This is a genomic window from Streptomyces sp. NPDC002785 (assembly GCF_040295565.1).
GTDB lineage: Bacteria > Actinomycetota > Actinomycetes > Streptomycetales > Streptomycetaceae > Streptomyces.
Map to the genome: position 1 here is coordinate 1 of NZ_JBEOVN010000017.1, position 20,567 is coordinate 20,567.

The 20,567-nt window shown below is 68.3% G+C and carries 19 protein-coding genes and 4 pseudogenes; 7 read left to right on the forward strand and 16 right to left on the reverse strand.

Going from position 1 to position 20,567, the window contains the following annotated elements; translation table 11 throughout:
- Positions 1-193, forward strand: a 193-nt coding sequence (locus tag ABTZ94_RS07190) for a hypothetical protein (RefSeq protein ID WP_351198362.1), incomplete at its 5' end; no start/stop codon positions are given.
- A 188-nt stretch (positions 194-381) separates the two neighbouring features.
- On the opposite strand, the gene ABTZ94_RS07195 is transcribed toward ABTZ94_RS07190, so the two are convergent.
- The 3 genes from ABTZ94_RS07195 to ABTZ94_RS07205 form a co-directional block, all read right to left on the reverse strand.
- The gene (locus tag ABTZ94_RS07195) at positions 382-1,509 is read right to left on the reverse strand and encodes an LLM class flavin-dependent oxidoreductase (RefSeq protein WP_351198364.1); all 1,128 of its coding nucleotides are present in this window, start codon (positions 1,507-1,509) and stop codon (positions 382-384) included.
- Between the two features lie 107 nt (positions 1,510-1,616).
- Entirely contained in the window at positions 1,617-2,414 is a 798-nt protein-coding gene (locus ABTZ94_RS07200) for an SDR family NAD(P)-dependent oxidoreductase (RefSeq protein ID WP_351198366.1), read from the reverse strand.
- Positions 2,415-2,424: 10 nt separating this feature from the next.
- On the reverse strand, positions 2,425-3,369 hold the full coding sequence (locus ABTZ94_RS07205) for an LLM class F420-dependent oxidoreductase (RefSeq protein WP_351198368.1): 945 nt from the start codon (positions 3,367-3,369) through the stop codon (positions 2,425-2,427).
- Between the two features lie 133 nt (positions 3,370-3,502).
- On the opposite strand from ABTZ94_RS07205, the pseudogene ABTZ94_RS07210 reads away from it, so the two are divergent.
- Together ABTZ94_RS07210 and ABTZ94_RS07215 are read left to right on the forward strand one after the other, a co-directional pair.
- Positions 3,503-3,577 (forward strand): annotated as a pseudogene (locus ABTZ94_RS07210) (VOC family protein); the annotation flags it as partial.
- Between the two features lie 344 nt (positions 3,578-3,921).
- Positions 3,922-4,413: a hypothetical protein gene (locus ABTZ94_RS07215; protein WP_502967197.1), complete on the forward strand. Its 492-nt coding sequence runs from the start codon at positions 3,922-3,924 to the stop codon at positions 4,411-4,413.
- Positions 4,414-4,569: 156 nt separating this feature from the next.
- Here the strand turns inward: ABTZ94_RS07215 and ABTZ94_RS07220 are convergent, their stop codons facing one another.
- Together ABTZ94_RS07220 and ABTZ94_RS07225 are read right to left on the reverse strand one after the other, a co-directional pair.
- On the reverse strand, positions 4,570-5,391 hold the full coding sequence (locus tag ABTZ94_RS07220; RefSeq protein ID WP_351198371.1) for a M23 family metallopeptidase: 822 nt from the start codon (positions 5,389-5,391) through the stop codon (positions 4,570-4,572).
- Between the two features lie 326 nt (positions 5,392-5,717).
- Complete coding sequence (locus tag ABTZ94_RS07225) at positions 5,718-5,867, reverse strand: hypothetical protein (RefSeq protein WP_351198482.1); 150 nt, start codon at positions 5,865-5,867, stop codon at positions 5,718-5,720.
- A 1,615-nt stretch (positions 5,868-7,482) separates the two neighbouring features.
- Here ABTZ94_RS07225 and ABTZ94_RS07230 point away from each other — a divergent pair.
- Positions 7,483-7,701, forward strand: a complete 219-nt coding sequence (locus ABTZ94_RS07230; RefSeq protein WP_351198484.1) for a hypothetical protein — start codon at positions 7,483-7,485, stop codon at positions 7,699-7,701.
- On the opposite strand, the pseudogene ABTZ94_RS07235 reads toward ABTZ94_RS07230, so the two are convergent.
- Positions 7,593-7,964: pseudogene (locus ABTZ94_RS07235) on the reverse strand (hypothetical protein); the annotation flags it as partial. The gene ABTZ94_RS07230 and the pseudogene ABTZ94_RS07235 overlap by 109 nt on opposite strands.
- A gap of 274 nt (positions 7,965-8,238) precedes the next feature.
- On the opposite strand from ABTZ94_RS07235, the gene ABTZ94_RS07240 reads away from it, so the two are divergent.
- The gene (locus tag ABTZ94_RS07240; RefSeq protein WP_351198373.1) at positions 8,239-9,414 is read left to right on the forward strand and encodes a glycosyltransferase; all 1,176 of its coding nucleotides are present in this window, start codon (positions 8,239-8,241) and stop codon (positions 9,412-9,414) included.
- 84 nt (positions 9,415-9,498) lie between these two features.
- Here ABTZ94_RS07240 and ABTZ94_RS07245 read toward each other — a convergent pair.
- The 5 genes and pseudogenes from ABTZ94_RS07245 to ABTZ94_RS07265 form a co-directional block, all read right to left on the reverse strand.
- Positions 9,499-9,691: pseudogene (locus ABTZ94_RS07245) on the reverse strand (long-chain fatty acid--CoA ligase); the annotation flags it as partial.
- Between the two features lie 229 nt (positions 9,692-9,920).
- Entirely contained in the window at positions 9,921-11,279 is a 1,359-nt protein-coding gene (locus ABTZ94_RS07250) for a dicarboxylate/amino acid:cation symporter (protein ID WP_351198375.1), read from the reverse strand.
- 424 nt (positions 11,280-11,703) lie between these two features.
- The gene (locus tag ABTZ94_RS07255) at positions 11,704-12,000 is read right to left on the reverse strand and encodes a DUF4229 domain-containing protein (RefSeq protein WP_351198377.1); all 297 of its coding nucleotides are present in this window, start codon (positions 11,998-12,000) and stop codon (positions 11,704-11,706) included.
- Positions 12,001-12,155: 155 nt separating this feature from the next.
- Positions 12,156-13,109, reverse strand: coding sequence for a sigma-70 family RNA polymerase sigma factor (locus tag ABTZ94_RS07260; protein ID WP_351198379.1), 954 nt, complete (start codon positions 13,107-13,109; stop codon positions 12,156-12,158).
- An 18-nt stretch (positions 13,110-13,127) separates the two neighbouring features.
- A complete protein-coding gene (locus tag ABTZ94_RS07265; protein ID WP_351198381.1) occupies positions 13,128-14,327 on the reverse strand; it encodes an NAD(P)/FAD-dependent oxidoreductase in 1,200 nt (399 codons plus the stop codon).
- Between the two features lie 241 nt (positions 14,328-14,568).
- Between ABTZ94_RS07265 and ABTZ94_RS07270 the strand changes: the two are divergent.
- A pseudogene (locus tag ABTZ94_RS07270) lies at positions 14,569-15,039 on the forward strand (DUF1062 domain-containing protein); the annotation flags it as partial.
- 97 nt (positions 15,040-15,136) lie between these two features.
- On the opposite strand, the gene mqnE reads toward ABTZ94_RS07270, so the two are convergent.
- Both mqnE and ABTZ94_RS07280 read right to left on the reverse strand, forming a co-directional pair.
- Positions 15,137-16,300, reverse strand: a complete 1,164-nt coding sequence (gene mqnE, locus ABTZ94_RS07275; protein ID WP_351198383.1) for an aminofutalosine synthase MqnE — start codon at positions 16,298-16,300, stop codon at positions 15,137-15,139.
- A gap of 90 nt (positions 16,301-16,390) precedes the next feature.
- Positions 16,391-16,846 carry an Lrp/AsnC family transcriptional regulator gene (locus ABTZ94_RS07280; RefSeq protein ID WP_351198473.1) on the reverse strand — a complete coding sequence of 152 codons (456 nt, stop codon included), beginning with the start codon at positions 16,844-16,846 and terminating at the stop codon, positions 16,391-16,393.
- Positions 16,847-16,978: 132 nt separating this feature from the next.
- On the opposite strand from ABTZ94_RS07280, the gene ABTZ94_RS07285 reads away from it, so the two are divergent.
- Positions 16,979-17,113 (forward strand): hypothetical protein, encoded by a 135-nt coding sequence (locus ABTZ94_RS07285; protein WP_351198385.1) that lies wholly within the window; start codon positions 16,979-16,981, stop codon positions 17,111-17,113.
- 29 nt (positions 17,114-17,142) lie between these two features.
- Here the strand turns inward: ABTZ94_RS07285 and ABTZ94_RS07290 are convergent, their stop codons facing one another.
- The 3 genes from ABTZ94_RS07290 to ABTZ94_RS07300 form a co-directional block, all read right to left on the reverse strand.
- Complete coding sequence (locus ABTZ94_RS07290; RefSeq protein WP_351198387.1) at positions 17,143-17,808, reverse strand: UbiX family flavin prenyltransferase; 666 nt, start codon at positions 17,806-17,808, stop codon at positions 17,143-17,145.
- Positions 17,809-18,039: 231 nt separating this feature from the next.
- On the reverse strand, positions 18,040-18,957 hold the full coding sequence (gene mqnP / locus ABTZ94_RS07295) for a menaquinone biosynthesis prenyltransferase MqnP (protein ID WP_351198389.1): 918 nt from the start codon (positions 18,955-18,957) through the stop codon (positions 18,040-18,042).
- Positions 18,954-20,411: a menaquinone biosynthesis decarboxylase gene (locus tag ABTZ94_RS07300; protein ID WP_351198475.1), complete on the reverse strand. Its 1,458-nt coding sequence runs from the start codon at positions 20,409-20,411 to the stop codon at positions 18,954-18,956. Before ABTZ94_RS07300 ends, mqnP begins: the two co-directional genes overlap by 4 nt.
- Positions 20,412-20,567: the final 156 nt, after the last annotated feature.

Genomic DNA, 20,567 nt, shown 5'->3' on the forward strand with positions numbered 1-20,567 from the left:
CGGGTACGTGGATTCCTGGCGCGGGTACGTGGATTCCTGGCGCGGGTACGTGGATGTGCAGCCGGGGTGCGCACGGCCGCGGTGCGCACCCCGGCTCCACGGAGCGGCGGTCCGGGAAGACGCCGCTGGTCTCTACTTCAGCCCCTCCGGCCTCTTCAGCCCCGCCGGCCACTTCAGCCCCTCCGGCAATTGAGGAGCGGGCGTCCGGGGGCGGAGCCCCCCGCCTCTTCAGCCCCTCCGGCAATTGAGGAGCGGGCGTCCGGGGGCGGAGCCCCCGGTTACGGGAAGGGGCGGGCAGGGGAACAGGCCCGCCGCAGGCGCCGCGCCCCCGCACCGCAACCGCACCACACCGCAACCGGCACCGCCCACCCCGCACCGCGCCTACGCGCGGCCCGCCCCCCGGAACCGCGAGGTCCGGTGCACCGGGTCCGTGTCGATCTCCGGGATCACGTGCTCACCGATCAGCCTGATCGAGTTCAGCGTGTCCTCACGGCTCATCCCGATCGGCAGCCCGAAGCTCAGCTGGTCCGCCCCCGCCTGCTCCCACCGCTTGCACTGCCGCAGCACCTCGTCCGGATCACCGCAGATCATCAGCTCCTCGGCGATCAGGAGCTCGATGATCTCCTCGGAGTACTCCGGCAGCAGCTCGGGCCACTCCGGGATGCCCTCGGGCCGTGGGAACGTGTCGTGGTAGCGGAACAGCAGCGACTGCAGATAGTTCAGCCCGCCGCCCACGGCGATCTCGACGGCCTTGGCGTGTGTCTCGGCGCAGATGGCCGTGGAGGTGACCATGACGTTGTCGTTGACGAAGTCCCCGACGGGTTCGGCCTCCTTGACGGCCGTCTTGTAGGACTCGACGACCCACTCCATGTCGGAGACCTTCTGCACGCTGAAGCCCAGCACGCCGAGCCCCTTCCTGCCCGCCATCGCGTACGAGGACGGCGACCCGGCCGCGTACCACATCGCCGGGTGCGACTTCCCGTACGGCTTGGGCAGGATCTTGCGCGGCGGCAGCGACCAGTGCTTGCCCTGGAAGCCTGCGTACTCGTCCTGGAGCCACATCTTGGGGAACTCGGCGATGGTCTCTTCCCAGAGTTCCTTGGTGTGGTTCATGTCGGTGATGCCCGGCATGAAGCCCAGGATCTCGTGGCTGCCGGCCCCGCGCCCGGAGCCGAACTCGAACCGGCCCTCCGACAGATGGTCGAGCATGGCGACCTTCTCGGCCACCTTCACCGGGTGGTTGACGGGGGCGAGCGGGTTGAAGATGCCGGATCCGAGGTGGATGCGGTCGGTGGCGTGTGCGAGGTAGCCCAGATACACATCGTTGGCCGAGAGATGCGAGTACTCCTCCAGGAAGTGGTGCTCGGAGGCCCAGGCGTACTTGAAGCCGGACTTGTCCGCCTGGATGACGTACTCGGTCTCCTCGATCAGTGCCTTGTGCTCTGCCCCGGGGTCGGTCTTGGCCCGCGCGGCGGGCACGTACCCCTGTACAAAGAGCCCGAATTCCAAGGGGGTTCACCGTCCTCATTCATTTCTGACAGACCGTCAGATTGCGATGCGTCCGACTGTTCCACCGGCACCCGCGCCCGTCAACACCTGACGCATCGTCAGACACCTCAGAACAGACTGACACCCGCCAGCCATCCCCCGTCGATGACGAACGGCTGCCCGGTGATGTACGAGGAGTCGTCCGAGGTCAGGAAGAGCGCCAGCGCCGCCACCTCCTCCGGCCGCCCGATCCGCCCCAGCGGTACGAGCTTCCTGTACAGCTCGGCCACCGCCGCCCTGGACTCCTCCGGGTCCGCGGTCGGATCCAGCGCCGCCGGGTTGGTCATCGCGGTGTCCACGGCCCCGGGGCAGACGGCATTGACCCGTATCCCCTTCGCGGCCAGCTCCACCGCCGCCACCTTGGTCAGCCCGAGCACCGCATGCTTGGTGGCGGCGTACGCGCCCACGAACGCCATGCCCGTGAGCCCTGTGTACGAGGCGGTGTTCACGATGGTCCCGCCGCCCGCGGCCTCGATCTCGGGCGCGACGTTCTTGATCCCGAGGAACGCGCCCACCTGGTTGACCTGCACCACCTGCTGGAACTCCTCCAGCGGCGTGGTCACCAGCTCGTTGAACCGGAGAATCCCCGCGTTGTTGACCAGCCCGTCGATCCTTCCGAAGGCGTCCTTCGCGGCAGCGACGGCGGCCTGCCACTCCCCCTCCCTGCTCACATCCAGATGGACGAACCGGGCGACGTCCTCCCCCAGCTCCTCCCTCAGCTCCTTGGCCAGCGCCTCGCCCTGCTCGTCGAGCACATCGGCGATCACCACCCGCGCGCCCTCCGCGACGAAGAGCCGCGCCTCCTGCTCGCCCTGTCCGCGCGCCGCACCGCTGATCAGTACGACCCGCCCGTCCAGCTTGCCCATGACCTGACTCCTACCTGTCGAGATGGGGTGCGACCTCGGCGGCGAACGCCGCCATCTGATCGGTCAGTTCGCTACGGCTCCGGCTGCGGAACCGCACCTGGATCTGGTGGACGCCCATGGCCCCGTACTCGCGCAGCGACTCGGCGACGGCCTCCGGCTTTCCGGTGAGGGTGCGCCGCCCGACGGACCACTCCGGCTCACCGATGTACAGCGGTTCGGTGATCGCACCGATGACGATCGGCGCCTCGACGCCCGCCGCCTCGCGCAACTCCTTCAGCCGGGCGATCTGCGCGGGCAGCTTCCCCCGCGGATCGCCCTGCGGCAACCAGCCGTCCCCCCGCACCGCGGCCCGGCGAACGGCGGCGGGCGAGGAACCCCCGACCCAGACCGGCACCCGTTCCTGGGCCGGGCGCGGCAGCTGCCCGAGCCCGGAGAAGGAGAACCGCTCCCCCGCGAACTCCGGGTACTCCTCAGGACCGAGCGCCGCCTTCAGTGCGTCGATGGTCTCGTCGAGGACCCCGCCCCGCCCCTCGAAGTCCGCCCCGAGCGCCTCGAACTCCTCCGGTACGTGCCCCGCCCCGACCCCGAGGACCAGCCGGCCGCCGCAGAGGTGGTCGAGGGTGGCGTACTGCTTGGCTGTGGCCAGCGGATGCCGCAGCCCGACGACGGCGACATGACTCATCAGCCGCACACGTTCGGTGACCCCGGCGAGAAACGCGAGCGTGGCGACCGGGTCGTACCAGACAGTGCTCATGACCCCGGCGAGCCGCCGCGGGATCGCGACATGGTCACAGCTCGCGACATAGGCGAAGCCGGTGCGGTCGGCGGTGCGGGCGATCTCGGCGAGGTCGACGGGGGTGGCGGCGGCCTCCCACCCCTCCGCGTAGAGGGTGCTCTGCGACTGGATCGGGAGCTGCATCCCGTACGACAGCGGCCCGGTGGGGAGTATCGGCACCGAGGTGCCTCCTAGTCTCGACAGCGAATCTGACACATCGTCACATCAAGGGTGCGAGGCCATCGTCATGCCTGACACTCCATCAGACAAGTGAGGCGGCACTCCCCCCTTCGGCAACGAGGACGGCAGCAGCGAGAGCAAGAAGGTCAAGAGCCGACTGCATCTCGACTTCAGGCCTGATGACCAGGACGCCGAGGTGGCTCGTCTGCAGGGCCGCTCGCGCCTTCGACAAGGTGAATCCCGCGATCCGGCCCTTCCTTCCTGGCCGATACGGCCCCTCAGGTCGGCGCCCCGGCATCGTCCACCCGCACCCGCCGGAGCAGGTGGGTCATCAGCAACGGGGGGGTGGTCGCAGTGTTCAGCCCTGGCATTGCCGGCAGAAGTTGCCGGGAGCGGGTGACAGGCGGGACAACGTCCATTTCGACGCGCCCTTTTCACCTGAAGGGTGGATACGCGGGTCGCTGGCCGCTGGGCAGGCTTCCCGCGCTTGGAGCAGCACGGTCAAGCAACGCTCGAACTCGCAAGACAGACAAGGAGCACGCCTTGAAGCGCTTGGGACTTCTGTCCGCCCGCACGGTGATCGCCGCCACCGCTTCGGTCCTGTTGGTGGCCGGCGCCGCGCAGGCCGCACCGGTGAAGTACGCGCGGCACGCGGATGCCGCCGCCGAGTTGAAGAAGGCGGGCATCACCTGGACATCCAGCGGCAACTGCTCCGACTGGAACAAGAAGACGTGTACGTCATTCACCCGGATCAACAAGGCGACCATCGCGGGCACGATCGCCTTCAAGAAGATCAGCGGCTGCAAGGTGATCGTCACCGGCGGCACCGAGGTGGGCCACAGCTCCGGCACATACAGCCATCACAACGGATACAAGACGGACATCTCCACCAAGGTCCCGTGTGTCAACAACTACATCACGCGCAAGTTCGCCAAAGCGGGGAAGCGTAGCGACGGGGCTGCTCTGTACAAGTCCCCCGCCGGCAACATCTACGCGCGGGAAGGCAGCCACTGGGACATCACGCACTACAACAGCAAGGCGTAGCGGACGCTGCCGCTTCCGACGCGGGCTTCCTGCATCGGACAGCGGCACGGCATGTGAAGGAAGCTGCCGCCTCCTGCACATGCGGCCGTCACGCGGGATCCCTTCCCGTCCGCCCCCCGACCGGCGGACGGGAAGGGCCGCAGCCGGGCGTGCCGGTCAGCAGTTCGGAATCACGGTCCCGTTGTTGTCCCGGGCCTCATCGTTGCCCCAGCGGGACAAGTAGTACGCCGAGACATACGCGCCGCGCCCGTTCTTGCCCGCGTACACCGTGTCCAGGTCCGTCTTCAGCCACCAGTGGTTGTAGCTGGAGCCGGAGCCGACCTGGGCGCCCCACGCCTTGCAGTAGACATAGTTCGTGCCGGCCTTGAGAACGCCCTGCGCGTCGCCCGCCCCGGCCGTCGCGTAGCCCGTGGCGTCGGCGAAGGTGTCGACCCAGTACTTGCCGCCACCGCCGCCTCCGCAACCGTTGTCGCTGGTCAGGTACTTGCTGTTGTACGAGCCGGGGTACGGGGCGAGTGACTGGCCGTTGAGCACGATGGTCTGACCGACGCCGTTGTACAGCTGCTCGTAGTGAATGTGGGCGCCGCTGCTGTTGCCGGTCGAGCCGGTGACACCGATCTGCTGGCCCTGGGAGACGGAGGCGCCGTCGGCGACGGAGTACGAGGCGAGGTGGAAGTAGTAGGTCTGCCAGCCGCCGCCGTGGTCGATGGCGATGTAGTTGCCCGCACCGCTGGGCTGGGAGTAGCGGTGGGCTGTCCCGCCGGACGAGGCGAGGACGGGGGTGCCGGCCGTGGCGCCGCCGTCGGTGCGGATGAAGTCGAGGGCCTGTCTCACTTCCGCCGAGTGGTGACTGTAGGTCCAGGTCTGGCCGCAGGGGAACGGCGCCTTGAAGTTCGGGGCTGCGGCGGCGGGGGTCGCGGTCAGCAGTCCCGCGACGAGGGCCACCAGGCCCAGTAGGGCAATGCGTATCGAGCGCATGCGCGGACATCCTCCGAGTCGAATCCGAGTGGAGTACCGGGGTAGGAGGGGACAGCAATCCGGGTTGAACGGACTTAAGGGTGCCGGAAGTTCAGCTGCCCCACTAGCCCCGACAGCCTCCTAAAACCCAAGTCGGCCGCTCCGGAGAAGTGCAGCCGGCGCGCACCGGTGGGTCGCACCGTATGGGAACTCGGGAGGGCCGTGGAACTCAACGGAGACGACATGAAGCTGCCGCAGCAGAAGACCCTTCATCTGCTGCGGCAGCGGCCGCGGGAGCTGTCGAAACCTAAGCGGGTTTCTGTCCAGTCCCCTTGGAACTAGTCACCTCACAGAGCGCTGGTGGGGAGGCAGACCGCGTACGACTGGACGGTCTGCGGGCCGGCACCGCTGTTGTACGCGGAGACGTGCCAGGTGTTGGTCACAGTGTCCGGAGCACTCGCGGTCCAGTGGATCTCGTCGTTCTGCAGCTGGTTCACGGCCCCTCCCCCAGTCACCACGGTCCCGGCAGGGCACACAGCCGTGACGTCCTGGATGCTGCCCCCAGCGGGCACGAGCAAGGCGGCGCTGGTGGCAGTCTGGGCCGGGCCAACAGCTCCGGCCGGGCCGGTAGCACCCGTCGGGCCAGTGGCACCGGTGGCACCGTCGGCACCGTTGGTACCAGCCGCACCCGTCGGACCCGCAGGCCCCGTCGCACCGGTCGCACCATCAGCACCGTTAGTACCGGCCGCACCCGTCGCACCGTCGGCACCGTTGGTACCAGCCGCACCCGTCGGACCCGCAGGCCCCGTCGCACCGGTCGCACCATCAGCACCGTTAGTACCAGCCGCACCCGTGGCGCCAGTGGCACCATCAGCACCGTTGGTACCAGCCGCACCCGTCGGACCCGCAGGCCCCGTCGCGCCGGTCGCACCATCAGCACCGTTGGTACCAGCCGCACCAGTGGCACCCGTCGGACCGGTAGCACCCGTGGCACCGTTGGTACCAGCCGCACCAGTGGCACCGGTGGCGCCATCAGCACCGTTGGTACCAGCCGCACCCGTGGCACCGGTGGCACCATCAGCACCGTTGGTACCAGCCGCACCCGTCGGACCCGCAGGCCCCGTCGCGCCGGTCGCACCATCAGCACCGTTGGTACCAGCCGCACCCGTGGCACCCGTGGCACCCGTCGCACCATCAGCACCGTTAGTACCGGCCGCACCCGTGGCACCATCAGCACCGTTGGTACCAGCCGCACCCGTCGGACCCGCAGGCCCCGTCGCGCCGGTCGCACCATCAGCACCGTTGGTACCAGCCGCACCGGTCGCACCATCAGCACCGTTGGTACCAGCCGCACCAGTGGCACCCGTCGGACCGGTAGCACCCGTGGCACCGTTGGCACCGGACGCACCGGTGGCCCCCTGCAGACCCGTCGCACCCGTCGGACCTGTCGCACCGGTCGGCCCGTGAGCACCAACAGCACCGGACGCGCCCGTGGCGCCGGTGGCGCCCTGCAGACCTGTCGCACCCGTCGGACCGGCAGGACCAGTAGCACCCGTGGCGCCATTAGCACCATTAGCACCGGACGCACCCGTGGCGCCGGTGGCGCCCTGCAGACCCGTCGCACCCGTCGGACCAGCAGGACCAGTAGCACCCGTGGCACCATCAGCACCGGTAGCACCATCAGCACCGGTAGCACCATTAGCACCGGACGCACCCGTGGCGCCGGTGGCGCCCTGCAGACCCGTCGCACCCGTCGGACCAGTAGCACCCGTGGCACCATCAGCACCGGACGCACCCGTGGAACCCGTCGCACCCTGCAGACCCGTCGCACCCGTCGGACCAGCAGGACCAGTAGCACCGGTGGAGCCATTAGCACCGGACGCGCCCGTGGCGCCCGTCACGCCCTGCAGACCCGTAGCACCCGTCGGACCCTGCAAACCCGTAGCACCTGTCGGACCGGCAGGACCAGTAGCACCCGTGGAGCCATCAGTACCGGGCGCGCCCGTGGCGCCCGTCACGCCCTGCAGACCTGTCGCACCGGTCGGACCGGTCGGACCGGTTGTCCCGTTGGCACCCGCCGGACCCGTCGGGCCCGTGGGTCCCGTCGGACCAGTGGCGCCCGTCCCCGGGAAGTCGTCGCAGAACGGCACGGTGGTCTGCGTCGAGATGAAGCGGGCGCTCATCCAGCCGCTGCCATTGGACAGCAGGTACCACAGCGAGTTCCCGCCGACGTTCTGGCCGACCACCTGGCAGGCGATCGACACCGTTCCGCCGGACGGCACGCTACCCACGATCGCCGACTGGGTGGTGGGAGCGCTGCGGATGTTCTGAGAGGTCTGGGAGGTCACCGTCCCGGACACGCTGGCCGCCACCCGGCTGGCCATCACTCGGTTGACCGCCTGCGAACCCGTGGGGTTCGGCGTTCCGTGAGCGACGTCCATCGGGCACAGAGCCAGGGTCATTCCCAGCGACATGGCGCCCAGGGTTGAACGGGACAGGATGTCCCAGCTTCTCGACTTGTGCATCTTGGATTCCTTACCGCGTCTGCGTGGATCGGAGCCGTGACTGTGACAGCCGCAACAGATGTAAGGCATATGCGCCACGCCGGTGATCTACCGTCCGAGTACTGACCGCTCCCCTTGTGAGTGAGGGGAGCTTCGCCCATCTGCCCCTATTCGCATATTGATTGGCTCAGTTGACTATTCCGGCCCGGCCACCCGCGCGCCCCGAGAACCCCGTGTCGCGTCGCGGCCGCCTGATTCCGGCGCACTAGCGTCGCTCTCCTCGGTGACCGGATCGGCTGATGCCGTACACCGCACCAATTCGCCGTGGGGTGTTACTCCATAGAAGCCAGATTGGGAGATGTATATGACAAATCTGATCGACCGTCCTACCGAAGAACGGCCACCCGCCCTGCACCGCAAGCCGTCGATCTGCCTGTGCATGATTGTCAAGGACGAGGCGAAGGTCATCGAGCGATGCCTGAACTCCGTACGCGACTTGGTGGACACATGGGTCATCTCCGACACCGGCTCCCGTGACGGAACACAGGAACTGATCCGCGCCACGATGAAAGGGATTCCGGGGGAACTCCACGAGGACCTCTGGGCCAACTTCGGCCACAACCGCACCCTGAACATCCAGCGCGCACGAGGCAAAGCCGACTATCTCCTGCTCATCGACGCCGACATGGCCGTCCGACGGGAGGACTCGCTGTCCGAACTTTTTGAACTGAGCGCCGACTCCTACATGGTGCGTCACCTCGGGGCTCTCGAATACCGCATTCCCCGGCTGGTCAAAGGTGACATCCCGTGGCGCTACGAGGGCGCGACCCACGAATTTCTGACCACCGCCCAGCAGCACACCGTTGCCGATCTCTCAGCTCTCAGCATCGAGCATTTCGCCGACGGCGGCTCGCGCGGGGACAAGTTCACCCGGGACGCCCGCCTGCTGCGCGAGGACCTCAAGCGCAATCCGGAAAATCCACGCACGGTCTTCTACCTCGCGCAGACTCTCCGAGACATGGGCGAGACCCAGGAAGCGATCGCGGCGTACGAGCGTCGGGCCGACATGGGCGGATGGGAGGAGGAGGTGTATTACGCCCTGCTGCAAGTGGGAGTGCTCAAGGCCGACTGCGGTGACTGGCCCGGCGCCATGGACGCTCTCACCCGCGCATGGGAAAGCCGGCCGCAGCGATTGGAGGCCTGCTACGAACTGGCCTCCCGGCTGAGGAAGATGGGTCGCTATCAGACGGCCAACGCAGTCGCCGTCGCCGGCCTCAATCGCCCCACCCCCAAGGACTGGCTTTTCATGGAGCCTTGGATCTACAGCTGGGGTCTGCTCTTCGAGCACTCCATCACCTCCTACTGGACCGGTGACGCACGCGGATCGCTGGCTTCCTGCGATCGTCTCCTCGCCTTGCCCGACCTTCCGGCCGCCTACCGCGAACAGACCGTCAACAACCGTAAATTCGCAGCAGACCGTGTCGCCGCGCGCTCCGACCGGACAGCACCCGCCACCTTTGCCCGCCCGAAGACCGCATGACACGCGCACGGGACGACTGAGAGGAAACCGGGGGAGGCTCGGAACAGGTCCGGCCTCGGTGACGATGCGCCGCCGCTTGGGCGGTCACTTCCGGTACAACGCCTCGATCTCCTTTTCGACGTCCCGTGCGATCACCTTCCGTTTCAGCTTCGGCGACAGCGTCAGGTGCCCGCTCCCCTCCGTGAAGTCCCCTGGCAGAACAGCGAACTTGCGGATCGATTCCGCGCGGGCCCAGGCGGTTGGCCTCGTCGACCGCGCGCTTGAGCGTGCTGCGCAGCCGCTGCCGGTCGTCGGGCTCGTCCACACCTGGATCGAGATCACCCGCAACCACCTCCCGCGCCCGACCGATCTGCTCGAACCCACGGTGTACGCCGACGGGTTGACCCCTCACCGGCGTGGCACCGAGGGCGCGGTGGTCACCGAGGCCCCGGCCCGCGCCCGCACAACGGCGAGCGCCCCCGGTCGTCGACGGACGGACCGGGGGCGCTCGGCGGAAGCTGTGGTCGTTACGCGGCGACCGGCACGCTCACCTGCTGCTCCGCGTCGCGCACCTCGACGTCGTCGACCGGGGAGGACGAGGCCGAATGGTACGCGTCGTGGTCGAGAATCTTCTCGCGGGCCGAGACGACCACCGGGACCAGCACCTGACCGGCCACGTTGGTGGCGGTACGCATCATGTCCAGGATCGGGTCGATGGCCATCAGCAGACCGACGCCCTCCAGGGGCAGGCCCAGCGTCGACAGCGTGAGGGTCAGCATGACCGTCGCACCGGTGAGGCCGGCGGTGGCCGCCGAGCCGATCACCGAGACGAACGCGATCAGGATGTAGTCGCCGATGCCCAGCTGGACGTCGAAGATCTGCGCGATGAAGATCGCCGCCAGGGCCGGGTAGATCGCGGCGCAGCCGTCCATTTTCGTCGTCGCCCCGAACGGGACACTGAAGCTCGCATATTCCTTCGGGACGCCGAGGCGCTCGGTGACCTTCTGGGTGACCGGCATCGTGCCGACCGAGGAGCGGGAGACGAAGGCCAGCTGGATCGCCGGCCAGGCGCCCTTGAAGAACTGCAGCGGGCTGAGCTTGGCGACGGTGGCGAGCAGCAGCGGGTACACGCCGAACAGCACCAGGGCGCAGCCGATGTAGACGTCGGCGGTGAACGTCGCGTACTTGCCGATCAGGTCCCAGCCATAGTCGGCGATCGCGTAGCCGATGAGGCCGATGGTGCCGATGGGGGCGAGGCGGATGACCCACCACAGGGCCTTCTGGAGAAGCTCCAGGACGGACTCGCTGAGGGTGAGGATCGGCTGGGCCTTCTCACCGAGCTGGAGCGCGGCGATACCGGCGACGGCGGCCATGAAGACGATCTGGAGCACGTTCAGCTCGGTGAACGGGGTGATCACGTTGTCCGGGATGATGCCGGTGAGGAAGTCGAGCCAGGAGCCCGCGTGCTCCGGCAGCTTGCCGTCCTTCGGAGTCAGTCCCGTACCGGCACCCGGGTTGGTGATCAGGCCGATCGCGAGACCGATGGCGACCGCGATCAGCGAGGTGATCATGAACCAGAGCAGGGTGCGGGTGGCCAGCCGGGCGGCGTTGTTGACCTTGCGCAGGTTGGTGATCGACACCAGGATCGCGAAGAAGACGAGCGGCGCGACGGCCAGCTTCAGCAGCTGGACGAAGAGGTGACCGACCTTGTCGAGCGTGGTGTAGAGCCAGTTGATGTCGTACGTACGGGCAAGCCACCCGAGTACGACACCGAGGACGAGACCGGCGACTATCTGGGCCCAGAACGGGACCTTGGGTATACGGAAACCGGAGCCGGAGCCGGACGGGCTGTCGGTCTCGGCGGCGGACGCGGGATTCGCGGACACGGACACACTCCAGATGTGACGCATCGGGGCGCACGGGTGCGCCGTGCGGGAGGGGAAGGGAGTGCGGCGCCCGCGTCAGGGGCGGCGCCGCTGCATGGTGCCGGTTCAGACGTTGCGGCAACAGACCGCGGACATACAGCGGCATAGATCGACATGCAGGCGCTCCACGAGCGCGACGCTCGCGGCGAATCGATGGCGCACTGCTGTCTTCATGTCGAACACGCTAACACTTGAACTTTGAGAACCCCAAAGCCCTTCTTTGGTCTCCTTTGGGCCACAACCCCGGTGCCGGAGTGCCCGGCACCCGTGCGGGAACGACGAAACCCCAGTGCAGGAGCGGTTGCTCCGGCACCGGGGTTTCGTACGGAAACTGTGCGGGGTGTGAGGAACCTGACGTAGCCCCTACGTCATCCTCACCGGGTCGTCACGAGGTGAGGTGGTCCTCGCGGGTCCGGTTCGCTTCGAGCCGCGCCTTCGTGCGGTCGACCGTGGACACGATCTGCGTGGACATCTCGTCACGCTGCTTGCGCAGCAGCACATAGCTGAGCGGCGCGGACAGGACCAGCGCGAGCAGGATCACCCAGACGAAATTGGAGCCTCCCGCCCCCGAGGGCAGCAGACCGAAGTGGACGGCCACGGCTGCGACGGCGAAGCAGCCGACGAAGAGGCCGAGGCGCATCGCGGTGTACCGAATCGTCGCGCTCGGCTTGGCAGCGGACACAGTTGGCCTCTCTTCTCTACGTATGACAGTCCTGCGATCCTGCCCGACCAGTGAAACATGCCCCGGATTCGATCACTTCGGAGGGCTGCGCCAAAAGGGGTCCGACGAGGCCGCGGGCCTGTCCGGCGGATCAGGGCCCATGAAACGAGGGCGCATCACCACTGGCTGATGAGCGGCGTGTCCGGTTCGTGCTGCCGCCAGGCTTCGGCGAGGCGGACGAGGCGGGTGGGGGCGGCGATGCCGCGCACGGTTGCGATCTTGCCGTTGGCGATGTCGAACGTCACGGCGCCGACGACCCGGTCGCCGGGCACGAAGAGGATGGCGGGGGCGCCGTTGACGAGCGCGTAGTGGACGGCGGGTGTGCCGCCGGCAAGTCGCCGTTTCGCGGGTGTGGGTTTGAAGCCGGCCCGTGCGACGGCGGCGATGCGCTGCGCAGTGTCGTACCGCAGCAGCGTCTTGGTCAGGCCGGCGCCGTCGGAGATCGCGGTCGCGTCGTCGGTGAGCAGCGCCACCAGCCGTTCTGTGCGGCCCGAGGAGGCAGCGGCGAGGAATTCCTCGACGATCCTGCGGGCGGATGCGCGGTCGGCTTCGCCGCCGCCGCGGCGCGCGGCGGTGATGCGGCGCCGGGCCCGGTGGAGGTGCTGCTGGCTTGCGGACTCGGTGATGTCGAGGATCTCGGCGATCTCGGCGTGGCTGTAGGAGAACGCTTCGCGCAGGAGGTAGACGGCCCGCTCAAGGGGTGACAGGCGCTCCATGAGCGTCAGCACGGCCAGGGAGACCGATTCGCGCTGCTCGAAAGTGTCGGCCGGGCCGAGCATCGGGTCGCCGTCGAGGAGCGGTTCGGGCAGCCAGGCGCCGACGGTGCGTTCGCGGCGGGCTTGCGCCGAGCGGAGCCGGTCGAGGCACAGGTTGGTGACGACCTTGGTCAGCCATGCTTCCGGCACCTTGATCCGCTGCTGGTCGGCGGCCTGCCAGCGCAGGAACGCATCCTGCACGGCGTCTTCGGCGTCGGCGGCGGAGCCCAGCAGCCGGTACGCCAGCGAGGCCAGCCGGTTCCGGCTGGCCTCGAACCGACTGGTGTCGAAGCGATCAGTGGCGGTGCTGTCCACGCGGATCACCCTAAGCGGCTACGCGACCGCCTTCTCGGCGGACGCATCCGGCGCGGCGACCAGGCGGTGCTTGCGCTTGGGCAGGCCGAAGGTCGGGTGCGAGGTGGCCCAGAGCGAGATCTTGACGATGCCCGCCTTGACCCGCGCGGCCTTCCGGCCGCCCACATACTTCGGCTTTGCTTGCGCTTCGTCGTCGACCGTCTGCAGGATCCCGTCCCGCCGCCCGAGGCTGATGTGGTTGCCCAGGTAGACCAGCTTGGTGTTCGCGATCTTGCGGCCGGTCAGGCGTCCCACGATCGCGTCCGTGGCCTGTCGGCCGGTGTAGCCGGCCGAAGCGCAGGACATCGGCAGCGGCCGGCCGTTGTCGCCGATGGCGTAGACGCTGTCGCCGGCGGCGTAGACGTTCGGGTGCGAGACGGACCGCATGGTGCGATCGACGACGATCTGACCGTTCTCGGTGACCTCCAGCCCGCCGGCGGCGGCGATGGGGTTGACCGCGAACCCGGCCGTCCACACGGTTGCGTCGGACGCCAGGGCGGTGCCGTCGGCACACAACACCCGCGTCGCTTCGACGGCTTCGACGCTCGTGTGCTCCAGGACGGTGATGCCCAGCCGGTCGCAGGCCTGGCGCAGGTGGCTGCGGGCTCCGGCGGAGAGCCGGGCACCCAGCTCGCCGCGGGCGACCAGCGCCACCGACAGGCCGGGCCGGGATTCGGCGATCTCGGTGGCGGTCTCGATGCCGGTCAACCCGTCGCCGACGACCAGCACGCTCCCGCCTTCGCCCCGCCTGTCCAGGCTGTCCAGGCGCTCGCGCAGGCGCAGCGCCGAGGGCCGGCCGGTGACGTCGAAGGCGTGCTCGGCCACGCCGGGGACACCGCAGTCGGCGACGTGGCTGCCGAGCGCGTAGAAGAGCGTGCCGTAGCCGAGCTCGCCGCCGCCGTCGGCGTCGGCCACGGCGACGACCTGGCGCTCGGGGTCGACGGCGGTGACACGGGCCAGGCGCAGCCGTATCCCCGTGCCCGCGAAGACGTCGGTGAGCTTCCGGGCCTCGATCTCCTGGCCGGCCGCGAACTGGTGCAGCCGCAGCCGCTCGACGAAGTCCGGCTCAGCGTTGACCACGGTGATCTCGGTGTCCGCCGGGGACAGTCGGCGGGCCAGGATCCCGGCCGCGTAGGCCCCGGCATAGCCGGCACCGAGGATGACGATGCGGTGCTTCATGTGTTACTCCCGTCGGTTCGCTTGCTCCCGGTGAATTGAGCGGAACGGGGCCCCGATTGCTGACAGGAACCGCATGTGACATGGGTCACAGGGTCATTGCGAGGCCGGCTCGGGGGACGGGCGCCCGGTCGATGAAGCCCGGAAGTTCCTCATCGTGTCTCCGTGTGAGAGCCGGGGCGGCGGCGCCGGCCGATGTGCGGGGGCGGGGCACAGCGGCAACCGGTCCCAGGTCGAGCCGGGCTTCCGGACAAGCGGAAAATTTCGCGTCAACGCAAACCACAAGCTCATCGACGCCTGGCTCCTCGCGCTCTGTACCGCTTGCGGGGAAACCGCAAAGCTCACGGTCCTGGAGCGGATGAATGTGCGCTCCGTACGGCCTGAGCTGCTGGACCGGCTACATGGCAACGACCCTGGCCTGGCAGCTGAGCTGCTCCAGGATCCGGTCGTGCGGCGCCGTAATCGCATCGCCCTCGACTGGGACAACGCCTGGCGCCTCGACACCGGCGGATCGGATCACCTGGACCGCGAGGTGATCGACGTCTCGGTCCGCTTTGCGGCGCGGATCCCTGTCCGGCCGGTGCGACTGATCGCTGAAGGTTGCGGTCTTTCACGGGCGGAGGTCGAGAGGCTGATCACGGAGGGGAAGCTCGTTTCGGCAGTCCGGCTGAGCGGCAAGCTCTCCGGCGACTTCACCTTCACGCTCAAGCGCTGAGCCCTCCTCGGGACCAGGTGCCTGTCCGGCAAGATCCGCCGGACAGGCACCGGCCAGGGCTCTCGTGCACCTGAACCACTGACGACGCGGTGGTGGGTCAGACGCGCATCGGCTGCGGCGACTCGCGCCGCTCGGCGTCCGGGCCCGGGTACTCGCGGATGATCTCGTACCGAGTGTTGCGCTCGACGGGCCGGAAGCCCGCGTCACGGATCAGGTCCAGCAGATCCTCACGGCCGAGCTTGTTCGGCGTGCCGTAGTTGTCCGCGTCGTGCGTGATCTTGTACTCGACGACCGAGCCGTCCATGTCGTCCGCGCCGTGCTGCAGCGCGAGCTGGGCGGTCTGCACACCGTGCATCACCCAGAAGACCTTGACGTGCGGAACGTTGTCGAAGAGGAGCCGCGAGACCGCGAAGGTCTTCAGCGCCTCGGCGCCGGTCGCCATCGTCGTCCGCGCCTGGAGCTTGTTGCGGACCTTGCCGTCCTGCATGTCCACGAAGTCGTGCTGGTAGCGCAGCGGGATGAAGACCTGGAAGCCACCGGTCTCGTCCTGCAGCTCACGCAGCCGCAGCACATGGTCGACGCGGTGACGCGGCTCCTCAATGTGCCCGTACAGCATCGTCGCCGGGGTCTTCAGACCCTTCTCATGGGCGAGGCGGTGGATGCGCGACCAGTCTTCCCAGTGGGTGTTGTGGTCCACGATGTGCTGGCGGACCTCCCAGTCGAAGATCTCCGCTCCGCCACCGGTCAGCGACTCCAGACCGGCCTCGATCAGCTCGTCGAGGATCTCGGAGGCCGAGAGCCCGGAAATGGTCTCGAAGTGGTGGATCTCGGTGGCGGTGAACGCCTTGAGGGAGACCTGTGGCAGGGCCTCCTTCAGCGCGCTGAGCGAGCGCGGGTAGTACCGCCACGGCAGGGTGGGGTGCAGCCCGTTGACGATGTGCAGCTCGGTGAGGTTCTCGCCCTCCATCGTCTTCGCGAGGCGGACGGCCTCCTCGATGCGCATGGTGTACGCATCCTTCTCGCCCGGCTTGCGCTGGAACGAGCAGTACGCGCACGACGCGGTGCACACATTGGTCATGTTGAGGTGCCGGTTGACGTTGAAGTGCACGACGTCGCCGTTCTTGCGCGTACGCACCTCATGGGCGAGGCCGCCGAGCCAGGCCAGGTCGTCCGACTCGTAGAGGGCGATGCCGTCCTCACGGGTCAGCCGCTCCCCTGCGCGGACCTTCTCCTCCAGCTCGCGCTTGAGCCCAACGTCCATGCGGCTGCCTCCAAGTTGTCGACGTGCTGTGCCTCTCCCGGCGATACCGGGCGAAACCCCCGGTCCCCCGGGGGCTCCACCACGTTACGCCTACACCTCCTCGGGGAGTTCCCCGACCCGGTTCTCCCACTTGGTGGAGAGCACGATCGTGGTACGCGTGCGCGAGACGCCCCGCGTGCCGCTGAGCCGGCGAATGGTCCTCTCCAGCCCGTCCACGTCACCGACCCGCACCTTGAGCATGTACGAGTCGTCGCCCGCGATGAACCAGGCGTCCTCGATCTCCGCGAGGTCCTTCAGCCGGCGCGCCACGTCCTCGTGGTCGGCGGCGTCGGAGAGCGAGATGCCGATCAGGGCCGTGACCCCGAGCCCCAGGGACGCGGCGTCGACGGTGGCGCGGTAGCCGGTGATGACACCGGCGGTTTCCAGCCGGTTGATGCGGTCGGTGACGCTGGGTCCGGAGAGCCCGACGAGCCGCCCCAGCTCGGCATACGAGGCCCTGCCGTTCTCCCTGAGGGCCTGGATGAGCTGCCTGTCCACCGCGTCCATGTGACTGAAACCTTCCATTGTTCAGCAGTATCGCGAGTCTATGTGTAGAATCTAAGGCATGCAGGCTTCAACGCCTGCAAATCTTCCCGAGTATCCAAAAAATGCTTTCGAATCTTCAGGAGTGAGGACACCGTGTACACGATCGAGATGGCCTACGCCCGAATGCGCGAGCTGCAGGACCTGGCCAACCGCTCGCGTGCCCACCAGCCCGCCGCCGCGCACCGGGTCGACAAGACCCGCGCCCCGCGCGCCAAGAAGAAGCGCTGACCACAGACTCAGTCCCCCTGGGGCCCGCCTCAGTCGCGGGAGCCGCCACCGAGCTCTCCCTCCCATCGGCGGTACAGGTCGTGCGGCACCCCCGCCGCGTCGAGCACCCGCCCCGCGACGAAGTCCACCAGGTCCTGGATGTGCGTCGCCCCCGCATAGAACGCCGGAGAGGCGGGCAGTACGACGGCGCCCGCCTCGTCCAGGCTCACCAGATGCTTCAGCGTCTGCCCGTTCAGCGGCGTCTCCCGCACCGCGACGACCAGCTTCCGCCGTTCCTTGAGCGTCACGCTCGCGGCCCGCTGGAGCAGATCCTTCGAGAGTCCGAGCGCCACCCCGGCCACACACGCCGTCGAAGCCGGGACGATCAGCATCCCCTTCGCCGGGTACGAACCCGACGACGGCCCCGCTCCAAGATCACCGGCCGCCCAGTGCCGTACGCCCTCGACGTCCACATCGAAGGTGTGCGGCTTCCCGTCCGCCCCGCGCGCCAGCCAGCTGCGCAGATCCGCCTGCCAGTGCGCGTCGCGGAACGCGATCCCGGTCTCGTCCAGCAGCGTCAAACGCGACGCCCGGCTCACCACCAGATCAACGCTCTCCCCCGCGGCCAGCAGACCGCGCAGCACGGCGGCAGCAAATGGGGTGCCCGAAGCACCTGAAACCCCGACAATCCAAGGCTGCCGCTGGTGCTGACTCACTGAAGTCCCGGAATCCACACACCCGAGCCTATCCGGCTGCCCGAACTCGGAACTGAGTAAGGTGCCCCAGACGTTTCCGGGGTGGGTACAGGGCGACACGGGACGGCAGGGGGCATCGGTGGCCGCATCGTCGGATCGATTCACGTCGGCGTGGAGCACGGGCGACCGTGCGAAGGCCGCGGCCAAACTGATGCTGGGCTGGGTCGCGCTCCTGGTCCCGGCCGTCCCTGCTCAGACCGTCAGGCCGCGCACCAGCAGATCCAGCAGCGCACACGCGAACAGCGCTATTCCGATGAACCCGTTGACCGAGAAGAACGCCCGGTTCAGCCGGGACAGATCGTGCGGCCGCACCACCCGGTGCTCGTACACGAAGGCGACGGCGACGATCACCATGCCGACCCAGTAGAACAGGCCCGCCTCCGTAGCCAGCCCGAACCAGACCAGCAGCCCGGTCGTCACCACATGGCAGACCCGCGCCCCCCACAGCGCGGCCGGGATCCCGAACCGGGCCGGCACCGACAGCACCCCGTGCGCCCTGTCCGCCTGGACGTCCTGGCAGCCGAAGATCAGGTCGAAGCCGCCGATCCAGATCCCGACCGCGAGACCGAGAATCACCGCATCCCACGACCAGCTGCCGGTCACGGCCAGCCAGGCACCGATCGGCCCTATGGCCTGCGCGATACCGAGTATCGCGTGCGGGTAGTCGGTGAACCGCTTCCCGTAGGGGTAGACGACCATCGGGATCACGGCGACCGGCGCGAGCGCCAGACAGAGCGGGTTCAGCAGCGCGGCCGCCCCGAGGAAGGCCACCACGGCGACGAGCGCCCCGGTCCACGCCGACTTCACCGAGACCGCACCGGTGACCAGCTCCCGGCTCGCGGTGCGCGGGTTACGGGCGTCGATCTCCCGGTCGATGATCCGGTTGCAGGCCATCGCGAACGTCCGCAGCCCCACCATCGCGATGGTGACGAGCAGCAACGTGCCCCAGTGGATGGACTTGTCCGCCTGGAACATCGCGGTCAGGGCTGCCATGTACGCGAAGGGCAGCGCGAAGACCGAGTGCTCGATCATCACGAGCCGCAGAAACGCCTTGACCTTGCTGTTCGGTTGTACGGGCCCTGAGCCCAGTGCTGCTTCTGCGGCGCTCACAGTCCGTATTCCTTCCACCGGCGGTCGACCTTCGCTGCCGTCTCGGGGTCGGACTCGACCATGTCCGGCCAGCCCCCGTCCCGGGTGTAACCCTCCTCGGGCAACTTCTTCGTCGCGTCGATTCCCGCTTTGCCGCCCCAGAACTGCTGGTAGGAGGCATGGTCGAGATGATCGACGGGCCCCTCGGTGACCGTCAGATCCCGCGCGTAGTCGGTATTGCCGAGCGCCCGCCACGCCACCTCGTGCAGATCATGGACGTCGCAGTCGGAGTCCACGACGACGATCAGCTTGGTCAGCGACATCATGTGCGCCCCCCAGATGGCGCTCATCACCTTCTGGGCGTGCTTCGGGTACTTCTTGTCGATCGAGACGATCGCGCAGTTGTGGAAGCCGCCCGCCTCCGGCAGGTGGTAGTCCACGATGTCCGGCACGATGATCTTGAGGAGCGGCAGGAAGAACCGCTCGGTGGCCCGTCCCAGCGGCCCGTCCTCGGTCGGCGGCCGGCCCACCACGATCGACTGCAGCAGCGGACGCTTCCGCATGGTCACGCAGTCGATGGTCAGTGCGGGGAACGGCTCCTGCGGCGTGTAGAAGCCGGTGTGGTCGCCGAACGGCCCCTCGGGAAGCATCTTCCCGGGCTCCAGCCACCCCTCGATGACGACCTCCGCCTGTGCCGGGACCTGCAACGGCACGGTCTTGCAGTCGACCATCTCGATCCGCTTGCCCTGGATGAACCCGGCGAAGAGGTACTCGTCGATGTCCCCCGGCAGCGGCGCGGTGGAGGCGTACGTGACCGCGGGTGGCGCCCCGAACGCGATGGCGACCGGCAGCCGCTCCCCGCGCTTGGCGGCGACCTGGTAGTGGTTGCGGCTGTCCTTGTGGATCTGCCAGTGCATCCCGATGGTGCGCCGGTCGTGACGCTGGAGCCGGTACAGCCCCAGGTTCCGTACGCCGGTCTCCGGGTGCTTGGTGTGGGTGAGCCCCAGATTGAAGAACGAGCCGCCGTCCTCGGGCCAGGTGAAGAGCGCGGGCAGCTGATCCAGATCCACGTCGTCGCCGGTGAGGACGACTTCCTGGACCGGGGCGCTTTCCGACTTCACCTTCTTCGGCGGTACGTGAACCATCGAACCGAGCTTCCCGAAGGCCTCCCGCACCCCGACGAAGCCGTGCGGCAGCTCCGGCTTGAGCAGCCCGCCGATCTTGTCGCTGATATCGGCGTACGACTTCAGCCCGAGCGCCTTGAGCAGCCGTTTGTCGGTCCCGAAGACATTCATGGCCAGGGGCATGGAGGACCCCTTGACGTTCTCGAAGAGCAGCGCGGGCCCGCCCGCCTTGTTCACCCGGTCGACGATCTCGCCGACCTCCAGGTAGGGGTCGACCTCGGCCTTGATGCGCTTGAGCTCGCCCTCGCGCTCCAGGGCCCGGAGGAGGGAACGAAGATCGTCGTAAGCCATGCCGTCCAGTTTGTCATCCCGCCCGGCGATCACCGGGGGTGCCCCGCCCCGATCCCCGGGCACGAACGCGCCCGCCCCATGCCGGGCCGGGCGCGTTCCGCGCTCGATCTCGTTGGGTTTGTCGAGGTGGAGCGCGCCGGTGAAGCCCTCCACGCA

Bases quoted from the DNA above. Each gene is read 5' to 3' on its own strand.
- ABTZ94_RS07280 (WP_351198473.1), bottom strand. From the start codon at position 16,846: ATGGACGCGGTGGACAGGCAGCTCATCCAGGCCCTCAGGGAGAACGGC.
- ABTZ94_RS07200 (WP_351198366.1), bottom strand. From the start codon at position 2,414: ATGGGCAAGCTGGACGGGCGGGTCGTACTGATCAGCGGTGCGGCGCGC.
- ABTZ94_RS07240 (WP_351198373.1), top strand. From the start codon at position 8,239: ATGACAAATCTGATCGACCGTCCTACCGAAGAACGGCCACCCGCCCTG.
- ABTZ94_RS07220 (WP_351198371.1), bottom strand. From the start codon at position 5,391: ATGCGCTCGATACGCATTGCCCTACTGGGCCTGGTGGCCCTCGTCGCG.
- ABTZ94_RS07265 (WP_351198381.1), bottom strand. From the start codon at position 14,327: ATGAAGCACCGCATCGTCATCCTCGGTGCCGGCTATGCCGGGGCCTAC.
- ABTZ94_RS07300 (WP_351198475.1), bottom strand. From the start codon at position 20,411: ATGGCTTACGACGATCTTCGTTCCCTCCTCCGGGCCCTGGAGCGCGAG.
- mqnE (WP_351198383.1), bottom strand. From the start codon at position 16,300: ATGGACGTTGGGCTCAAGCGCGAGCTGGAGGAGAAGGTCCGCGCAGGG.